The sequence below is a fragment of the Pseudoxanthomonas sp. 3HH-4 genome (assembly GCF_006716465.1).
Classification (GTDB): domain Bacteria; phylum Pseudomonadota; class Gammaproteobacteria; order Xanthomonadales; family Xanthomonadaceae; genus Pseudoxanthomonas_A.
On the sequence record NZ_VFPB01000007.1, the window covers coordinates 187,727 to 204,454 of the forward strand.

Below are 16,728 nucleotides of genomic sequence, written 5' to 3' on the forward strand. Positions count from 1 at the left end.
ACGGGAGTATCCGCATGACCTCGCCGCTGGTCTTCCCGCGCACCGACGCGAGCGTGGTTGCCGACGATGGCGATGCCCTGCACTTCTGCTCCACGTGTGCGTTCTCGCAGGCCTGCCTGTCCGAGGGCATGGACAAGCGCGCGCTCATGGACCTGCACGTGCTGGTCGAACACGTGGGCCCGCTGCGCGCGGGCGAGCACGTGTTCCGCGAAGGCGATCCGTTCGGCGCCATCGCCGCGGTGCGCGCGGGCACGGTGAAGACCTACCAGATCGACCGCAATGGGCACGAACAGGTGCTCGGCTTCCACCTGCCCGGCGAGGTGATCGGCCTCAACGCCATCCACGGCGACCGATACCCGTGCAACGCCATCGCGCTGGACACGGTGATGCTGTGCCGGTTCTCGTTCCCCAAGATCGCGCTGCTGGCCGCACGCCTGCCCAACCTGCAGGCGCACCTGTTCAAGCTGATGAGTCGCGACATCGGCGTAGCCTCGCTGTTCGCGCGCGACAACACGGCCGACGAACGCATGGCCGCGTTCCTGATCGGCCTATCGCGCCGGCTGGCCGCACGCGGCTTCTCGCCGCGCCGCTTCCAGCTGACCATGGCACGCACCGACATCGCCAACTACCTGCGCCAGGCCCCGGAAACCGTCAGCCGCGTGCTGCGCCGTTTCGAGAAGGACGGCCTTCTGCACATCAAGCAGCGCGATGTCGAGATCCTCGACCTGCCCCGCCTGGAAGCCCTCGCGCTGAGCGTGCTGCGGGATTGAGGCGATGCCCCCTGTAGGAGCGACGTAAGTCGCGACCGCACGACCCGGCTACCGTTCCGCGTTGCGAAGGCCGGAAAGTCTCCGGTCGCGACTTACGTCGCTCCTACAGAGAAAACACGGCGTCCGATTCGCTGATCGCTTGACCCCTTCGAGGGACGCGATCCCTTGTAGGAGCGATGTGAGTCGCGACCGCACTGCCCAACGGCCGATCCGCGCTACGAAGGCCGGAAAGTCTCCGGTCGCGACTTACGTCGCTCCTACAGAGAAAACACGGCGTCCGATTCGCTGACCGCTTGACCCCTTCGAGGGACGCGATTCCTTGTAGGAGCGATGTAAGTCGCGACCGCACGGCCCAACGGCCGATCCGCGCTACGAAGGCCGGAAAGTCTCCGGTCGCGACTTACGTCGCTCCTACAGAAGCACCCAGCGCCCTATTCCACCCCCGCTTGACCTGCGTCATGGAGCCCCCGGGCCGGCGCGCCGATGATGCGGCCGTTCCTTCAGGAGAGCCGCATCATGAATTCGACACGCAAGTTGTGGGTGGGGCTGGCGGCCCTGCTCATTGCGTCGTTCGCCGTCCTGCTCTGGGTCGGCAGCGAAGTGCATCGCCAGGCGCCCCCGTTGCCCGAGCAGGTCGTGGCGGAGGACGGCCGGGTTATCTTCACCCGCAAGGACATCGAGACCGGCCGCCAGGTGTGGCAGTCGATCGGTGGCCAGCAACTCGGTTCCATCTGGGGCCACGGCGGTTACGTGGCGCCCGACTGGGGCGCGGACTGGTTGCACCGCGAGGCCGAGGCCATCCTGGATGGATGGGCGAAGCGCGACACCGGCGCGGACAGCTACAAGCAGCTGGATGCCGCCACGCAGGCGGCGTACGCCGCGCGCGTGCAGGCGCTGATGCGGCCGAACACCCATGACGCCGCAACGGGCACGATCACGCTGTCGAACGACCGCGCCGACGCCATCGCCACGGTCGGCCTGCACTACCAGAGCCTGTTCTCCGCCGATCCGGCCACCGGCGACCTGCGCGAGGCTTATGCCATGCGCAACGACACCGTGCCCGATGCCGAACACCGTCGCCAGCTGACCGCGTTCTACTGGTGGGCCGCCTGGTCGTCGGTGACCGAGCGTCCCGGCGAGAAGATCAGCTACACGGCGAACTGGCCGGCGGATGAGCTGGTCGGCAACACGCCGCCGCCGAGCGCCTTCATGTGGACGGTCTTCAGCGTGCTGTTCCTGATCGCCGGCATCGGCCTGCTGGGTTGGCACTACGCGGTCAACCACGGCGACGAGATGGCGCCGGTGCTGCCCAAGAGCGATCCGCTCGCGAAGATCAGGATCACGCCCTCGATGCGCGCGACCGCGAAGTACTTCTGGGTGGTCATCGCGCTGTTCATCGTACAGATCCTGCTGGGTGCGATCACCGCGCATTACCAGGTGGAAGGCCAGGAAGCCTACGGCTTCGCGCTGGCCGACATCCTGCCGTACTCGCTCACGCGCACCTGGCATACGCAACTCGCGGTGCTGTGGATCGCCACCGCGTGGCTGGGCATGGGCCTGTACATCGGCCCGGCGATCTCCGGGCATGAACCGAAGTTCCAGCGCCTGGGTGTCAACTTCCTGTGGGCGTGCCTGATCATCATCGTGGTCGGTGCGTTCACCGGACAATGGTTCGCGGTGATGCAGAAGCTGGGCCTGGAGCACAACTTCTGGTTCGGCCACCAGGGCTGGGAATACGTCGACCTGGGTCGCTTCTGGCAGTGGTTCCTCTTCATCGGCCTGACCCTGTGGCTGGTGCTGGTGGGCCGCGCGCTGTGGCCGGCCATCCGCAACGGAGGCGAGTCGCGCAGCATCGTCAGCCTGCTGTTCCTGTCCACCGTGGCGATCGGCCTGTTCTACGCAGCGGGCCTGATGTGGGGCGAGCACACGCACCTGTCGATGGTGGAGTACTGGCGCTGGTGGGTGGTACACCTGTGGGTGGAAGGCTTCTTCGAGGTGTTCGCGGTGGCGGTGATCGCCTTCCTGTTCACCCGCCTGGGCCTGCTGCAGACGAAGACCGCCACGGTGGCGGTGCTGTTCGCCACCATCGTGTTCATGGCTGGTGGCGTACTGGGCACGCTGCACCACCTGTACTTCACCGGCACGCCGACGGCGGTGATCGCCCTGGGCGCGAGCTTCTCGGCCCTGGAAGTGGTGCCGCTGGCCTACGTGGGCTTCGAGGCGTACCACAGCTGGAAGATGGGCAGGGCGACGCCGTGGATGCAGCGTTACCGCTGGCCGATCCAGTTCTTCATCGCGGTGTCGTTCTGGAACCTGGTGGGTGCAGGCCTGTTCGGCTTCCTGATCAATCCGCCGCTGCCGCTGTACTACATGCAGGGCCTGAACCTGACGCCCAACCATGGCCACACGGCGCTGTTCGGCGTGTACGGCATGCTCGGCATCGGCCTGATGCTGTTCTGCCTGCGCGGCCTGAAGCCGGACGTGGTGTGGAACGAGAAGCTGCTGAAGACCGCGTTCTGGTCGCTCAACATCGGCCTGGCCGGCATGTCGCTGCTGACCCTGCTGCCGCTGGGCATCCTGCAGCTAAACGCGGCGCTGGAGCATGGTTACTGGTTCGCGCGTTCGGCGGAGTTCATGCAGCAGCCGATCGTGGACATGCTGGTATGGATGCGCGTCCCGGCCGATACGCTCTTCAGCGTGGGCGCGCTGGCGCTGGCGTGGTTCGTCGCCAGCCTGTGGCTGGCCCCGCGCCGCGAACCCCTGCCCGTCGCGCAACCGAGCGAAGCCTGACCCTGGAACCGGCCTCTCCGGGTGGGGAGGCCGGGCCACCTGCTGCAGGTTGCAGCGAGAGAGCCGCGAAAGCGGCTCTCTTTTTGTCTGTTGACGGCCATACCGCCGCGCCGCCATCCTGCGCCATCACCGCAAGGATTGCCGACCATGAGACCTTGCCCGAGCCACTTGCTCAGGAGTCGCCATGAGGTTGACCAGCCTGCTCGTGATCATGGCCGTCTGCGTGGCCGGGTTGTATACCTACGATCTGTACAAGACAAAGCGTGCGCTCCAGACACAAGCGGCGAGCACCGTGCGGATCGCAGCCACGCCATCGCAGTTTGACCGACCTTGGGGGCAGCAATCGGTCGTTCGACCACCCCCCTCACGCGCATCCTCATACAGCTGCGATGGACGAACGCATTGCTCGCAGATGCGGTCCTGCGCAGAAGCGACATATTTCATCCAGCACTGTCCGAATACCAAAATGGATGGCGATCGGGATGGGATTCCTTGCGAGAACCAGTGGTGCAGCTAATCGCATGCGTCCGCCATCGTTCATCGCTCGTGACCCTTCCTGCGACGCAAACCCGAGCGACCGTCATGCTCACGATTCCCTTCGCAGTCGTCATAATCCTCGCCCAGGCGCCGGCAGTCGCGCAGGTCTGTCCCGCCGACCTCATGCGGATCGATGGAGTGGACGTCGCCGCGCCGGCCAATCGTCTTGTGCAGGCCTACGGCACGCCGATCGCCCGGAATGCCATGGACGGTGAGCACTACGAAGAGGAGTGGGTATTCGACAAGGCTCACGCCTACCTGATCTCGGGCCGTGTAGAGCATCTCGCATCCTCACGGCAGGGCTCGTGCACGGGCCGTGGCATCTGCGTCGCCGGCACCTTGGACGACGCAAAGCAAAGGTTCGACGGCTTCGTTCGCAGCGAAGACGGCAACTCGTTGCATTGCGCCGATACGGAGTCCGCCTGCTCCCTGGTCGTGGAGGGCACGCCGCGGATCCGCAGGCTTGTCCTCCAATGCCTTCCCTAGGCACTGCGGATAGGGAACCCATCTCTTCATGCCCGCCTACATCATCCCGACGCCACGCGAACGACTGATCGCATTCGGCAAGATCCTTCTTCCGCCGCTCGGCGGGGGGGCACTGTTCCTGACGGCGCACCTTTACGATCAACATGCGGCCGAACTGCCTTTCTGCGAGCAGCTCCCCTGGATGTGGGTCGTCGTCATGACAGCCACGGCGGCGCTGGCGAGCTTCGCCTGTCTGTCCAGTCGGAGTGCCTTCAGGATATGGCGGTCCGGACAGTATCCCGCACCCGGCACATCGGTATTCTTCCGCACGCGCGTGCACATGGGCTGGTGGGCGCGTACGAACGCGATCGCCTACGCGATTGTTTCGCTCGTTCTTGCCGCCTTCCTGGTGGCGTTTCTCAGCATGTTTGTCTTTCCCGAGGCGGGGCTGTTCGGCCTCTGGTTGCGTGGCTGCGAGCCCTGATCGAGCGGGCTCGCGTAAGAGCCAGCGTAGCCCGGGTAAGCCCAGCGCACCCGGGGCGATCCATACGGATGCGTTACGTTTCCCCGGGTGCGGCCTTTGGCCTTACCCGGACTACTTGCTCCAACCTAGCCACGTTCCGTTATCCACGAAATCTCCGGAGGTCCCATGGCAGTCGCAAGGACGGCGTTTTTTCTGCTCGCGATCTCAGCGACATGGTGGGTAGCGGGCTGCGCCCGGAACGACACTGCAGTTGTCGTCGATCACCAGACCGAAGGCAACCTTGAGTCGAAAAATCCACTCGGTTGCATCGACTCCGCCGCCGCCAGAAGCACGGATACGCCGGCAGATCTCTACCAGGGGGTTGCCGCCTGCGTCGCTGCCGGCAACCTGGAGAACGCCACCCTGCTGTACGCGCTTGCAGGCACTTACGGGCGCTTCGACACGCTCCGCGTGACCGACAGAAGCGCACACCAGGCGATCACCGCGCTGCAGATGCAGGCGCTTGGCCCCCTCCCCAGAGAGAAGAAGGACGGGTTCCAGCAAGCCACGATGAAGATGAAGGAAGATCCGGCACGTCTTGCCGCCTTGTGCGCCGAAATCCGCCGGATCGGTCCGCCTGACTACGTGCCCCGCTACATGATCCAGCACGGCATGGGCGCCTTCTTGCGGGACAATGGCAGCGGACTCGATGAAGCCTTCGACGGAGCGACGGCTTGGGAGCAGACCCTCACGTCCTACCTGAACTGCCCAGCAGGAAACTCGGGAAACTGATCGTCCGTCGAGGGGTGCAAGCGGCCGCATACGCCGCCGATAAGCAAGGCGGCTTCACGAGCGCGCGTAGTTCAATGCGAACACCCACCACAGCACTGCCCCGCCTTATGCCCGCGCGATTCGTTCTCGCCGGCTTCCGCATGTTCGCCGGCCTCCTTGAGGATGGCGATCACGCGCTCGGTGGGCAGCGTGGTCATCACGACCAGGCGGCCGGTGCCGGATTCCATCGTCACTTCGGCTTCCGGGTCCCAGGCACGAAGCGCCTCGGTCATGGCCTGCTGACGTTGCGTGGAGGATGCGTGGTCGGACATCGGGCTTCCTGTCGTCGTTGATGGGCGCTTGCGCGGGTGACGGGACTGTAGGCGCTTGCCGTTCACCGGGCCTTGACCCGGATCAAGACGACGACAGCCACCGAATCGCGGCCCGCCTGACCCATGTCAAGGCGAGCGCATGCGGGCGCGGGCAAGCTGCCTGCATGAAGATCGACATCGTTCCTCCAGCCCGTCCGCGTGCCGCGCCGCCGATGCCCGGCCTGTCGCCCGCGTGGCTGGCGCATGCGCCGCACCGGCTGATGTTCTTCATCGGCGCCGGCAACGTACTGCTGGCGATGCTGTGGTGGGCGCTATGGCTGGTGGCCACACGCTGGGGCCTGTGGACGATGCCCGAGACCGCGATCTACGCCGGCTGGCTGCACGCGTTCCTGATGCAGTACCTGGTGCTGCCCAGTTTCATCTTCGGTTTCCTGCTGACCGTGTTCCCGCGCTGGATGGGCATGGCCGACCTGAAGCGTTGGCACTACGTGCCGGTGGGGCTGGGCCTGATGGGCGGACAGTTGGCGATCCTGCTCGGCGTCGCAGGCTGGCAGGCGGGGCTGACCGTGGGCCTGTGGATGGCGCTGGCCGGCTGGACCGCCGCGCTGCTGACACTCGGCCGCTTGCTCGCCGACGACAGCGCGAAGACCTGGCATGCGCGCTCGTGCTTCGCCGGGTTGCTGCTGGGCTGGCTGGGACTGGTGATGTTCATCGCCTTCGCCTTGGGTGCATCGCCGACCTGGGCCTTCGCCAGCATCAAGCTCGGCAGTTTCGGCCTGCTGCTGCCGGTGTACGTGACGGTGGCGCACCGCATGTTCCCGTTCTTTGCCGGCAACGTGGTGCCGGGTTACGTGCCGTGGCGTTCGCTGCCGTGGCTGGGCGCAGTGTGGGCGTTGCTGATGCTGCATCTCGCTCTGGAGCTGATGCATGTCTATGCGTGGCTGTGGCTGGCGGACGTGCCGCTGCTCGTGCTCACCGCATGGGCGGTGCATCGGTGGTGGCCGCGCGGCAGGATGCCAAGCCTGCTTGCCGTGCTATTCATCGGCACCGCGTGGTTGCCGGTGACGTTCCTGCTGTACGTGCTGCAGAGCGTGACCTTCCTCGCCACCGATGAGTTCGTGCTCGGGCGCGCACCGATGCATGCGATGTTCATCGGGTTCTTCGGCAGCCTGCTGGTGGCGATGGTGACACGGGTGACGCAAGGCCATTCGGGACGGCCGCTGGTAATGCCGAAAGTGGCGTGGTTCGCCTTCATCGCGATCCAGGGGGTGGCGGTGATGCGCATCGTCGCGGATATCGCGCCGGATGCGATGGCGTGGCAGGCCGCCGCCGCCGTGGGCTGGCTGCTGGCGCTGGCGCCGTGGGTCGGGCGCATCGGCGGCATCTACCTGCGTCCGCGTGCGGACGGGAGGCCGGGATGAGCGCCATGATGACGTTCTATCCCGACATCAAACTGGTCCACATGGGTGCCGCGATGACCAGCGGCACGCTGTTCGCGCTGCGTGCGCTCGCCCTGCTGGCCGGCATGCACTGGCCACGCGCCGCAGCGGTGCGCTACCTGAGCTACAGCATCGACACGGTGCTGCTGACCGGCGCGATGATGCTGCTGACGATCCTCCCGGCCGGCCTGTTCGCCAATGGCTGGCTGGTGGCGAAGATCGCCTTTCTTGTCGCGTATGTCGCGCTGGGCATCGCGGCCTTCCGTCCCGCACGCGGGGCCGCTGCGCGTGCGCTGCTGATGGGCGCGGCCGTGCTGTGCTTCCTGCAGGTCTACGGCATCGCGCGCGCGCATGACCCGTTGGGCTGGCTGCTCTGGCTGGGGAATTGAACGACATGAAAACTTCGCTGGACACTGCCTTGCTACCGGACGCCTTCGCCACCTGTGCGTGCTGCGTTCGCGAATCGCTGGATGCGGCGGGCGTGCTGCTCGACTGCGCATCCGCCCCGGACGAGACGGAGAACGACGCATGGCACATGCCGTGAACCTGCTGCGACTGGATCTGCGCGACCTGGCGGCGCCCGAGCCGATGGAGCGCATCCTCGACTGCCTGCGCACACTGCGGCGCGGCGAACGGCTGGTCGCGCTGACACCGCACCCGCCCGTACCGTTGCTGCCGATCCTCGATGACCAGGGCTTCGCGTACCACATCTACGCGGGCACCACGGGCAGCGCCTGCATCGCGATCTGCCACGCAGAGGACAGGCACGCACTGGAACCGCCGCGCGCAGCATGAGCGGGCTTGCGTTTGCGCAGGCGCCGCCGCCTCCGGTGCCGATGCGCTTCCTCCAGGTCGCGCTCGCCTGGGGCGTCGTCGCCGGCCTGTGGCTGGCGTGGCAGGGCGAAGTGGCGTTGCTCTCGCGCTGGACGCCGGCCACGCTCGTGCTGGTGCACATGCTCGCGCTGGGCCTGCTCGGCAACGCGATGCTGGGCAGCCTGGTGCAGTTCCTGCCGGTGGCGGCGGGCAGTCCACTTCCCTACCCTCGCCTGGTGCCGTGGCTGCACGCGATGTTCAACCTCGGCACCGTCCTGCTGCTGGTCGCCTTGGCATCGCAAGCGCGTGCGTCCGCCTTGCCTGCCGGCATGCTGCTTGGCGGATCGCTTGCGGTGTTCCCGGTGCTGGCGCTGGTCGCCGTCCTGCGTGGCAGCGGGCAGCGCGTCGTCCGCCATGGCATCGGGCTGGCGCTGATCGCGCTGGCGATGACGACGGCGCTGGGATTGCTGCTGCTCGCTGCACGCACCGGCTGGCGTGTGCCCGCGCCACCTGGCCTGGTGGACCTGCACGCGATGTCCGGCACGCTGGGCTGGGTCCTGGGCCTGCTGGCCGCCGTGGGCAGCATCACGCTGCCGATGCTGCAGGGCACGCATGCGGTGCCGTCCGCAGGGTCACGCATGTGGCAGGCCAGCCTGCTGGCAACGCTCGGCATCGTGGCCGCCGCACAGTTGAAGCTGCTGCCTGACGCTGCGTGGCGCGTGGCGGCATGGCCCTTCGCCGTCTTCAGCATCGCCGTGTTCGTATTGCAGGCACGCGCACCGCATCGCCGCAATCCCACGTTGCGCCGCTTCTGGCAAGCGGGCTGCGCAGCCCTGCTTGCCGCGAGCGTCACGGCCTCGTGGTCCGGCACGCCGTTGTTGCTGGTCGGCATGCTGGTCCTCGGCGTCGGCCTGCCACTGCTGGTCGTTGGCATGGCACTGGAGATCACCGGCTTCCTGACCTGGATCGCACTGCGCCAGCGCGTCCCGCGGGGCATCCGCGTACCGGGCGTGGGCAGCCTGTTCGAGGAAGCGGACAAGCGGCGCGCGTTCGCCGTGCACGTCATCGCGGACTCGCTGCTGGTGGTGGCTGCGCTCGCACCGGTCATGGCCCGCACCGCCGGCTTCGCGATCGCGATCGCCTATGCGGTGAGCCTGCACGGGCAATGGCACTGCTGGCGCCAGGCGGCGACGTGGCGGCGCAACGATGGCTGATTCTTCGGCACCGCCCGCCCGCGGGAAGTTCTGAACGGCGGACCCTGTTCGTGGTGAGCCTGTCGAACCACGCTCTTTGCGAGGGATCAACGGGTCGCTACCGATCTGCGTCTGAGTGAAAAGCATAGTTCGACAGGCTCGCCATGAACCACATCGAGGGACCGCGACCGCCCGGCGACGATGCCTGCCGATTCCCTCGCGTCAGTAGCGCAGGTTGAGCTTCACCCAGGTCGTGCGACCGGGTTCGTTGATGCGTACCGGATCGGCCGGATAACCGAAGGCGCTGTTTCCGCCCAGGTTGAGGTGTTCGCTGTAGGCGCGGTCGAACAGGTTGTCGATGCCGGCGGTGAGCTGCGCGTATTCGCTGAAGCGATAGCCGCCGTTGAGCGAGAACACCGCGAAGCCCGCGCTCGGCCCGAGGTCGCGTCCGACCACGTTGCCCTGCGTGGTGCTGACACGGTCCTGTGCCGCCGCCACGCGCCACAGTGCGCCCCATGTCCACGCCCCGTGTTCGCGGCTGGCGGCCAGGCGAGCTTCCAGCGGCGGCATCTGCGGCAGTGCGGTGCCGGCGGCGCTTACCTCGCCCCACGCGTATGACGCCGAACCGGAAAGCTTCCACCCCGGCGCCGGGCGCCAGTCGATGCCGGCTTCGCCGCCGCGGATATTCGCGTCCACGTTGTGGGCCCGGGTGGTGCCGCCCATCATCCCGGCGGCGTAGTCGAACAGGATGAAGTCCTGCACGCTCCCGGCGTACAGCGACGCCCATGCATCCACCTTCGCGCCCTTGTACTGCGCGCCGATGTCGAGCTGCGTGGTGCGCTCCGGCTGAACGCCGGCGAAGGCATTGGCGGACCCCGCCGGGCCGCGCGTGGGCGAGAACAGTTCCCAGTAGTCCGGCATGCGCTGCGTGTGGCCGAGGCCGGCATACGCGCCCCAGCGGCCGCCCATGTCGTACTCGTAGCGGACGAACGCGCTGGGCAGCGATTCCCTGCGTGTCACCCCGGCGGTGGGGTTCGGCACCGGCATCGTGCCGGCGGTGGTGGCACGCAGGTCCTGTGCCTCCGCGCGATCAATGCGCAGGCCGCTCATCAGGTGGTGCTTGTCGGTGATGTGCCAGTGCGATTCGGCAAAGGCGCCCCAGCTCTGGAACTTGGCGTCCACCGACCACGGCATGGCGAGATAGGCGCCGCGCCCCATCGCGCTGCGCTTGCTGTGGCGGCTGGCGCGCAGGTCCAGGCCGGCGGTCACTTCCCAGCGATCCTTCTGCCAGGTCGTCGCCACGCGGCCACCGCGCGTGCGATGCGCCACGTTGCTGGCCATCGGCATCGGCATGCTGCCGGTGGGGTCGGGATCGCGCAGCGTGTAGTTGTCCATCACGTGATCCACGTCGTTCTGGTAGACGTTGGCGACCACGGCGTCCAGCACGCCCCCGATGTGCTTCTTCTCGAAGCGCAGCCCGAGGCTGTCGCGCTCGAACTGCGCGCCGTCCATGCCGCGCCCGGCATAGCGGGCCTGCGCATCGCCGATGCCTGCGCTCAGCTCCAGCACGGTGTCCTGGTCCGGCGTCCAGCCGATCGCGGCGTCGGCATTCCATTTCTTCCAGGACGAAGGCACGCGGTCGCCATGGCCATCTTCGTAATCGTCTGCCTCGGAACGGTTGGCCGAGACGCGTGCGTAGCCGCGCGGTGTGCCGGCGCTGACGTCCAGTACCTGATCGTTGCGACCGTGGCTGCCGGCCAGCACGCTGCCTGAAGCCTGCACGCCGGGCTCTGCGAAGTACGGGATCTCGCGCTCGAAGCGCACTGTGCCGGCGGAGGCGCCACCGCCCCACAACACCGTCTGCGGCCCCTTGATGACGACCAGGCGGTCGTAGGTTTCCGGCGCGATGTACGACAGTGCGTTGTCCATGCGCGACGGGCATGCGCCGCTCATCGCGCCATCGTTGGTCATCAGGTTGATGCGCGAGCCGAACATGCCGCGCAGCACCGGATCGCCATTGGTGCCGCCGCTGCGCAGCGTGGAGAAGCCGGGAATCGTCTTCAGGTAGTCCGCGCCGTCGCTGGCGGGCACCGGCTGGCGCGGCAGCTTGGGATCGGTGATGAAGGTGGTGGCCATCGCTGGCGCGACGCCCACCACGACGATGCCGTCCAGCGTGGTCGTCGGCATCGCATCGGCGTGCGCCGCGGTGTGCGGTTCGCCCGCATGCGCCAACGGCATGTTGGCGAGCGCGCCCAACAGGGCCACGGCAAGCAGGTTAAGGGTCATGGCACATCTCCCTTCGTGTGATGCGCCCATTCTCACGACGCACCCTGGAGTGCAGATGCGACGCGTTGTCGCAGCCCCCGATGCGCTTGACCTTGGTCAAGCCGATGCGCGAATTCCCGCTTCCGGCCGTCGACGATTGATCCAGATCAACGTCGGCGTCGCAGTGCGTTTCCACCATGGATGCACACCCACCACGACCCATCAAAGGAAAGCGCCATGAAACGCCTGCATCCCCATGTACTCCCCTGCGCCCTCGCCAGCGCGCTCGCTGCGATGTTCGCCATTCCCGCGCTCGCCAGCGACAGGATCGCCCCGGCCCGCGAGACCATCCATGCCGTGCTGACGGCGCCCCCGATGGTGCCCGCGCCGCTCACGCGCAAGACACCGGCCCATGTCGTGGTCGACCTCGAGATGATCGAGAAGGACATGCGGATGGCCGATGGCGTCACCTACAACTTCTGGACCTTCGGCGGCACGGTGCCGGGCAGCTTCATCCGCGTGCGCAAGGGCGACACGGTGGAGTTCAAGCTGAAGAACCGCCACGACTCGCACATGTCGCACAACATCGACCTGCACGCCGTCACCGGCCAGGGCGGCGGCGCCGAAGCCACGTTCACGCTCCCCGGCCACGAAACGCAGTTCACCTTCAAGGCGCTGAATCCCGGCCTGTACATCTACCACTGCGCGATGGCCCCGGTCGGCATGCACATCGCCAACGGCATGTACGGCCTGATCCTGGTCGAGCCGGAAGAAGGCCTGCCGCCGGTGGACAAGGAGTTCTACGTGGTGCAGGGCGACTTCTACACCGAAGGCGCGTACGGCGAACCCGGCCTGCAGCCCTTCAGCCTGGAGAAGGCGATCGACGAGCACCCGACCTACGTGGTGTTCAACGGCTCGGTCGACGCGCTGCAGGGCGACAACGCGCTGACGGCGAAGGCGGGTGAAACCATCCGCATGTTCGTGGGCAACGGCGGCCCGAACCTGGTGTCCAGCTTCCACGTGATCGGCGAGATCTTCGACAAGGTCTACACGGAAGGCGGCAGCAAGTACCAGGAGAACGTGCAGACCACGCTGATCCCCGCCGGCGGTTCGGCCATGGTCGAGTTCAAGGCGGACGTGCCGGGCAACTTCGTGCTGGTCGATCACAGCATCTTCCGCACGTTCCACAAGGGCTCGCTCGGCATCCTGAAGGTGGAGGGCGAGAAGAACCCTTCCATCTACACCGGCCAGCAGCACGACATCGAGTATCCGGAAGCCAAGCCGGCCGACAAGAAGTGAGGACCGGATGAAACGGACGCTGCCACAGACGGCTTCGATCCTCGTGCTGGCCCTGGCGTCGGCGCTTGCCGTCGCCGGGGACGCGGCGAACGGATTCCTGCCTGTCGAGGGCGGCGACTTCCGTTCGTCCGTGCGCTTCGAGGAGGACACCCGCGTGGTGCGGGTGGCCTCGTTCGCGCTGATGGCACGGCCTGTCAGCAATCGCGATTTCGCCGGATTCCTCGCGCGCCAGCCGCAGTGGCGACGCGACCGCATTCCCGCCGTGTTCGCCAGCCCGGGCTACCTGGGCCACTGGGCCACGGCCGATGCTCCCGGGGCGGCGGTCGATGCCGATGCACCGGTCGTGCACGTGAACTGGTACGCCGCCGATGCGTACTGCCGCGAACAGCAGGCGCGCCTGCCCCGCTTCGTGGAGTGGGAATACGCGGCGGCGGCCGATGCGACCCGGCGTGACGCCCGCAGCGATCCGCGATGGCGGATGCGTCAGGTCAACGACGGCACGCCGCACGCGATGGATGCCGCCGCCGATGCGCCAGCCAATGCCTACGGCATCCAGGGCCTGCACGGTGCGTACTGGGAATGGAGCGAGGACTACGCCTCGCTGCTGGGCGACGGCGACCGCCGCGGCCAGCAGGATGGCGACAGCCTGCGCTATTGCGGCGCCACCGCGCTGGCCTTCAACGATCCCGGCGACTACGGCGTGGTCAAGCGCTTCGTCCTGCTGTCGGCACTGCAACCCGGGGCCACCCTGGGCAACCTCGGTTTCCGCTGCGCAAGGAGCACTCCATGAAACGCATGTCCTTCTTCCTGTCCGCTACGCTGGCCCTCGCCGGCACCCTGCACGCGCAATCGCTGCCGGGCGAATCGGTCTACCACCTGCAGTCGACAACGCAGGATGCCGGCGGACGACCCGTCGCATGGTCGTCGCTGCACGGCCAGCCGCGCGTGGTGTCGATGTTCTACACGAACTGCCACCTGATGTGCCCGCTGATCATCGAGAACGCCAAGAGCGTGCAGAAGCAGCTCACGCCGCGCGAACGGGCGAAGCTGGGCATGGTGATGATCAGCCTGGACCCGGTCCGCGACACCCCGGCCGCCTTGCAGGAGGTCGCCAGGCGCCATCGCGTGCCGGCGGGCTGGCAGTTCCTGGCGCCCGCCGACAACGACGTGCGCGCGATCGCCAGCGTGCTGGACGTGCGCTACCGCTTCCGCGACGACGGCAGCATCAACCACACCAGCGTGCTGGTGCTGCTGGATGCCGACGGACGCGTGCGTGCGCGCAGCGAGGTGACCGGTGCCGCCGCGGATCCGCAGTTCCTGACCCAGGTCAAGGCGCTGCTCGCCGGGCCGTGATGTCATGTCCCCACACCCACCCAAACCCGAAGAACGACGGAGCCACACGATGAAACTCTCCCACTCCCTGCTCGCCCTTGCCCTGTTCGGCGCCGCCGGCATGGCCCAGGCCGCCGGCAACTGCACCGTCAGCCTGAAGGGCGACGACGCCATGAAATTCGACCTGAAGGAGGCCACGGTCTCCGCCAGCTGCGCCACCATCACCCTCGAGCTGACGCATACCGGCAAGCTGCCGGCCGCGGCGATGGGTCACAACGCGGTGGTGTCGAAGACCGCCGACCTGGCCGGCGTGGCGCGCGACGGCATGAAGGCCGGCGCCGCGGGCGCCTACGTAGCCGCCGGCGATGCGCGCGTGATCGCGCATACCGCACTGATCGGCGGCGGGCAAAAGACGAAGATCACCTTCCCCGGCAAGAAGCTGACCGCCGGCAGCGACTACAGCTTCTTCTGCAGCTTCCCCGGCCACTCCACGCTGATGAAGGGCAAGCTGGTCGTCACCAAGTAATCCGCCCCGACCCACGATGCGCCGCCTGCGGGCGGCGCATCCCTTTGTGGAGCAGGCCATGGAATATGTCATCCGCCTGGGCGATGCCCCCATCGACCTGGCCGTCATCGAACGCCACCTGCAGGATCTGGATCCCGCAGCGGTGCTGGACCTGGATGCCCAATCAGGATGCCTGCGCCGTTCCACCAGCGCGCTCGCGGTGGAACTGCTGATGGCCCTCGCGCAGGCGGGCCATCGCGTCACGCCCGACACCATCGAACGCCTGCCTTCCGTGTGCTGCGGTGGCTGCAGCGGGTGAGACGGGATCTACCTGCCGTCAGCCTCACCGCGAAGACCAGCCCCCGCGCCGATCCGTCCGCTCACTTGCTGGCCGGGAGTTCCACGCGCGCGACCAGGCCACCCAGACGCGCCGAACCACCCAGATGGATACGCCCACCGTGGGCTGTGACAGCCTCTGCGGCGATGGCGAGCCCCAGCCCGCTGCCGTCGCTCCCCCCGCCCAGGCGGCGGTAGAAGCGGTCGAAAACCCGTTCCCGTTCATCCTCTGGGATGCCTGGGCCGCTGTCTTCCACGGTCAGCACCGCCTGCATGCCCGTGGTGGAAGTCCGCACCTCGATCACGCCCCCCGCCGGTGTATAGCGCAGTGCATTCTCGATCAGATTGCGGACCAACAGGCCCAGCGCGAACTCGTCTCCCCACAACTGCGCGCCTTCCAGCGTCAGCACGATTTCCTGGTTCTTTCGCTCCGCCAACGGCCGGAGTTCCTCCATCTCCGTCCTCACCAGCGCATCAAGATGGAGCCTCGAATGCTCGCGCGCACCTCCCAGGCTCTCGGCCCGGCTGAGCGAAAGAAGCTGGGATGCCAGCCGTTCCACGCGTTCGATACTGATGCCGAGCAGCTCCTGTGACTGCGCCCGATCATGTTCGTCGAGGGCATGGCGCGCATTGTCCGCATGCACCTTCAATGCGCTGATCGGCGTCCGCAGTTCGTGGGCGGCGTCCGCAACGAAGTTCCGCTCGCGTGCGAGCGCGACGTCCAGCCGCTGCAGCAATCCATTGATGGCGCTCACCAGGCCCTGCGCCTCGCGCGGCACATCGGCGGGATCCAGCGGCACCAGCCGCTCCGGATGGCGTTGGCCGATCTCCATCGACAGGCCGCGCAGCGAGCGTGTGGCCAAGGCAACGCTCCACCAGATCACCAGCGCCATCAGCGGAAGCGCGAGCAGCAAGGGTAGCAATGTCCCTCCCGCGATATCGGTAGCCAGTTCCTGGCGGATATCGGAAAGCTCGGCAGACTGGAACCAACGGCCATTCGACGAACGCAGTGTGAATGTGCGCCAGCGTGCACCTTCAATCACGACATCGGAGAACCCGGGTTCCGTCACCGCCAGCGGTGTCGTCGGGGCGCTGTCCGAACGCAGCAGCAAGCGCTGCTTCGTGTCCCACACCTGGAACGCGAGCTTGTTCTCGTACGCATGGCCGTCATCGAAGGCGAGCGCGTCGCCGACACCTTGGGCCTCGCCATGCCAGCCGCGCAGGACGATCGGCTCACCCGGGTAGGCATTGAGCTCGCTCAAGGGCTCATCGACCAGACTCACGAGCACACGGGTGGACTGCACGAGCCTGGCGTCGAACATTTCGCCAGCTTCCTGCAGACCCGCGCGGTAGCTGAGCCAGCCGGCCGCGGACATCACGACGCCGAGCGTGCCGAGCAGCAGCAACAGCAGCGTCGC

General features: G+C 67.1%; 19 protein-coding genes. 16 read left to right on the forward strand and 3 right to left on the reverse strand.

What is annotated here, in order from left to right; all coding sequences use genetic code 11:
* Positions 1-14 precede the first annotated feature (14 nt).
* The 6 genes from FB548_RS18395 to FB548_RS18420 all read left to right on the forward strand — a co-directional run bounded on the left by FB548_RS18395 (position 15) and on the right by FB548_RS18420 (position 5,817).
* Complete coding sequence (locus FB548_RS18395) at positions 15-770, forward strand: helix-turn-helix domain-containing protein (RefSeq protein ID WP_142126260.1); 756 nt, start codon at positions 15-17, stop codon at positions 768-770.
* 516 nt (positions 771-1,286) lie between these two features.
* The gene (locus FB548_RS18400) at positions 1,287-3,560 is read left to right on the forward strand and encodes a nitric-oxide reductase large subunit (protein ID WP_142126261.1); all 2,274 of its coding nucleotides are present in this window, start codon (positions 1,287-1,289) and stop codon (positions 3,558-3,560) included.
* Between the two features lie 412 nt (positions 3,561-3,972).
* On the forward strand, positions 3,973-4,077 hold the full coding sequence (locus tag FB548_RS19090) for an excalibur calcium-binding domain-containing protein (RefSeq protein WP_255470631.1): 105 nt from the start codon (positions 3,973-3,975) through the stop codon (positions 4,075-4,077).
* A 65-nt stretch (positions 4,078-4,142) separates the two neighbouring features.
* Positions 4,143-4,583 carry a hypothetical protein gene (locus FB548_RS18410; RefSeq protein WP_142126262.1) on the forward strand — a complete coding sequence of 147 codons (441 nt, stop codon included), beginning with the start codon at positions 4,143-4,145 and terminating at the stop codon, positions 4,581-4,583.
* Between the two features lie 28 nt (positions 4,584-4,611).
* Entirely contained in the window at positions 4,612-5,046 is a 435-nt protein-coding gene (locus tag FB548_RS18415) for a hypothetical protein (protein WP_142126263.1), read from the forward strand.
* Positions 5,047-5,211: 165 nt separating this feature from the next.
* Positions 5,212-5,817: a hypothetical protein gene (locus FB548_RS18420; protein WP_142126264.1), complete on the forward strand. Its 606-nt coding sequence runs from the start codon at positions 5,212-5,214 to the stop codon at positions 5,815-5,817.
* 71 nt (positions 5,818-5,888) lie between these two features.
* Here FB548_RS18420 and FB548_RS18425 read toward each other — a convergent pair whose 3' ends face one another.
* On the reverse strand, positions 5,889-6,128 hold the full coding sequence (locus tag FB548_RS18425) for a hypothetical protein (RefSeq protein ID WP_142126265.1): 240 nt from the start codon (positions 6,126-6,128) through the stop codon (positions 5,889-5,891).
* 164 nt (positions 6,129-6,292) lie between these two features.
* On the opposite strand from FB548_RS18425, the gene FB548_RS18430 reads away from it, so the two are divergent.
* Genes FB548_RS18430 through FB548_RS18445 form a run of 5 tightly spaced genes read left to right on the forward strand, consistent with a single transcriptional unit; the run spans position 6,293 to position 9,594 of the window.
* Positions 6,293-7,549: an NnrS family protein gene (locus FB548_RS18430; protein ID WP_255470628.1), complete on the forward strand. Its 1,257-nt coding sequence runs from the start codon at positions 6,293-6,295 to the stop codon at positions 7,547-7,549.
* Positions 7,546-7,956 (forward strand): SirB2 family protein, encoded by a 411-nt coding sequence (locus FB548_RS18435; RefSeq protein ID WP_345775918.1) that lies wholly within the window; start codon positions 7,546-7,548, stop codon positions 7,954-7,956. The genes FB548_RS18430 and FB548_RS18435 overlap by 4 nt, the downstream gene beginning before the upstream one ends.
* Positions 7,957-7,961: 5 nt before the next feature.
* Positions 7,962-8,111, forward strand: coding sequence for a hypothetical protein (locus FB548_RS18855; RefSeq protein WP_185742174.1), 150 nt, complete (start codon positions 7,962-7,964; stop codon positions 8,109-8,111).
* Positions 8,096-8,362, forward strand: a complete 267-nt coding sequence (locus FB548_RS18860; RefSeq protein WP_185742175.1) for a DUF2249 domain-containing protein — start codon at positions 8,096-8,098, stop codon at positions 8,360-8,362. Before FB548_RS18855 ends, FB548_RS18860 begins: the two co-directional genes overlap by 16 nt.
* Entirely contained in the window at positions 8,359-9,594 is a 1,236-nt protein-coding gene (locus tag FB548_RS18445) for a hypothetical protein (RefSeq protein WP_142126267.1), read from the forward strand. The genes FB548_RS18860 and FB548_RS18445 overlap by 4 nt, the downstream gene beginning before the upstream one ends.
* A 201-nt stretch (positions 9,595-9,795) precedes the next feature.
* Here FB548_RS18445 and FB548_RS18450 read toward each other — a convergent pair whose 3' ends face one another.
* Positions 9,796-11,760, reverse strand: coding sequence for a TonB-dependent copper receptor (locus tag FB548_RS18450; protein ID WP_255470632.1), 1,965 nt, complete (start codon positions 11,758-11,760; stop codon positions 9,796-9,798).
* A 315-nt stretch (positions 11,761-12,075) separates the two neighbouring features.
* Between FB548_RS18450 and nirK the strand changes: the two genes are divergently transcribed.
* The 5 genes from nirK to FB548_RS18475 are packed head-to-tail and all read left to right on the forward strand — an operon-like array spanning position 12,076 to position 15,293.
* Positions 12,076-13,137 carry a copper-containing nitrite reductase gene (nirK, locus tag FB548_RS18455; protein WP_142126269.1) on the forward strand — a complete coding sequence of 354 codons (1,062 nt, stop codon included), beginning with the start codon at positions 12,076-12,078 and terminating at the stop codon, positions 13,135-13,137.
* A gap of 7 nt (positions 13,138-13,144) precedes the next feature.
* Positions 13,145-13,927, forward strand: coding sequence for an SUMF1/EgtB/PvdO family nonheme iron enzyme (locus FB548_RS18460; protein ID WP_142126270.1), 783 nt, complete (start codon positions 13,145-13,147; stop codon positions 13,925-13,927).
* Entirely contained in the window at positions 13,924-14,490 is a 567-nt protein-coding gene (locus FB548_RS18465; protein ID WP_142126271.1) for an SCO family protein, read from the forward strand. The genes FB548_RS18460 and FB548_RS18465 overlap by 4 nt, the downstream gene beginning before the upstream one ends.
* A 49-nt stretch (positions 14,491-14,539) precedes the next feature.
* A complete protein-coding gene (gene azu, locus FB548_RS18470) occupies positions 14,540-14,995 on the forward strand; it encodes an azurin (RefSeq protein ID WP_142126272.1) in 456 nt (151 codons plus the stop codon).
* Between the two features lie 58 nt (positions 14,996-15,053).
* Positions 15,054-15,293 carry a hypothetical protein gene (locus FB548_RS18475; RefSeq protein WP_142126273.1) on the forward strand — a complete coding sequence of 80 codons (240 nt, stop codon included), beginning with the start codon at positions 15,054-15,056 and terminating at the stop codon, positions 15,291-15,293.
* Between the two features lie 61 nt (positions 15,294-15,354).
* On the opposite strand, the gene FB548_RS18480 is transcribed toward FB548_RS18475, so the two are convergent.
* Positions 15,355-16,722 carry an ATP-binding protein gene (locus FB548_RS18480; protein ID WP_185742179.1) on the reverse strand — a complete coding sequence of 456 codons (1,368 nt, stop codon included), beginning with the start codon at positions 16,720-16,722 and terminating at the stop codon, positions 15,355-15,357.
* Positions 16,723-16,728: the final 6 nt, after the last annotated feature.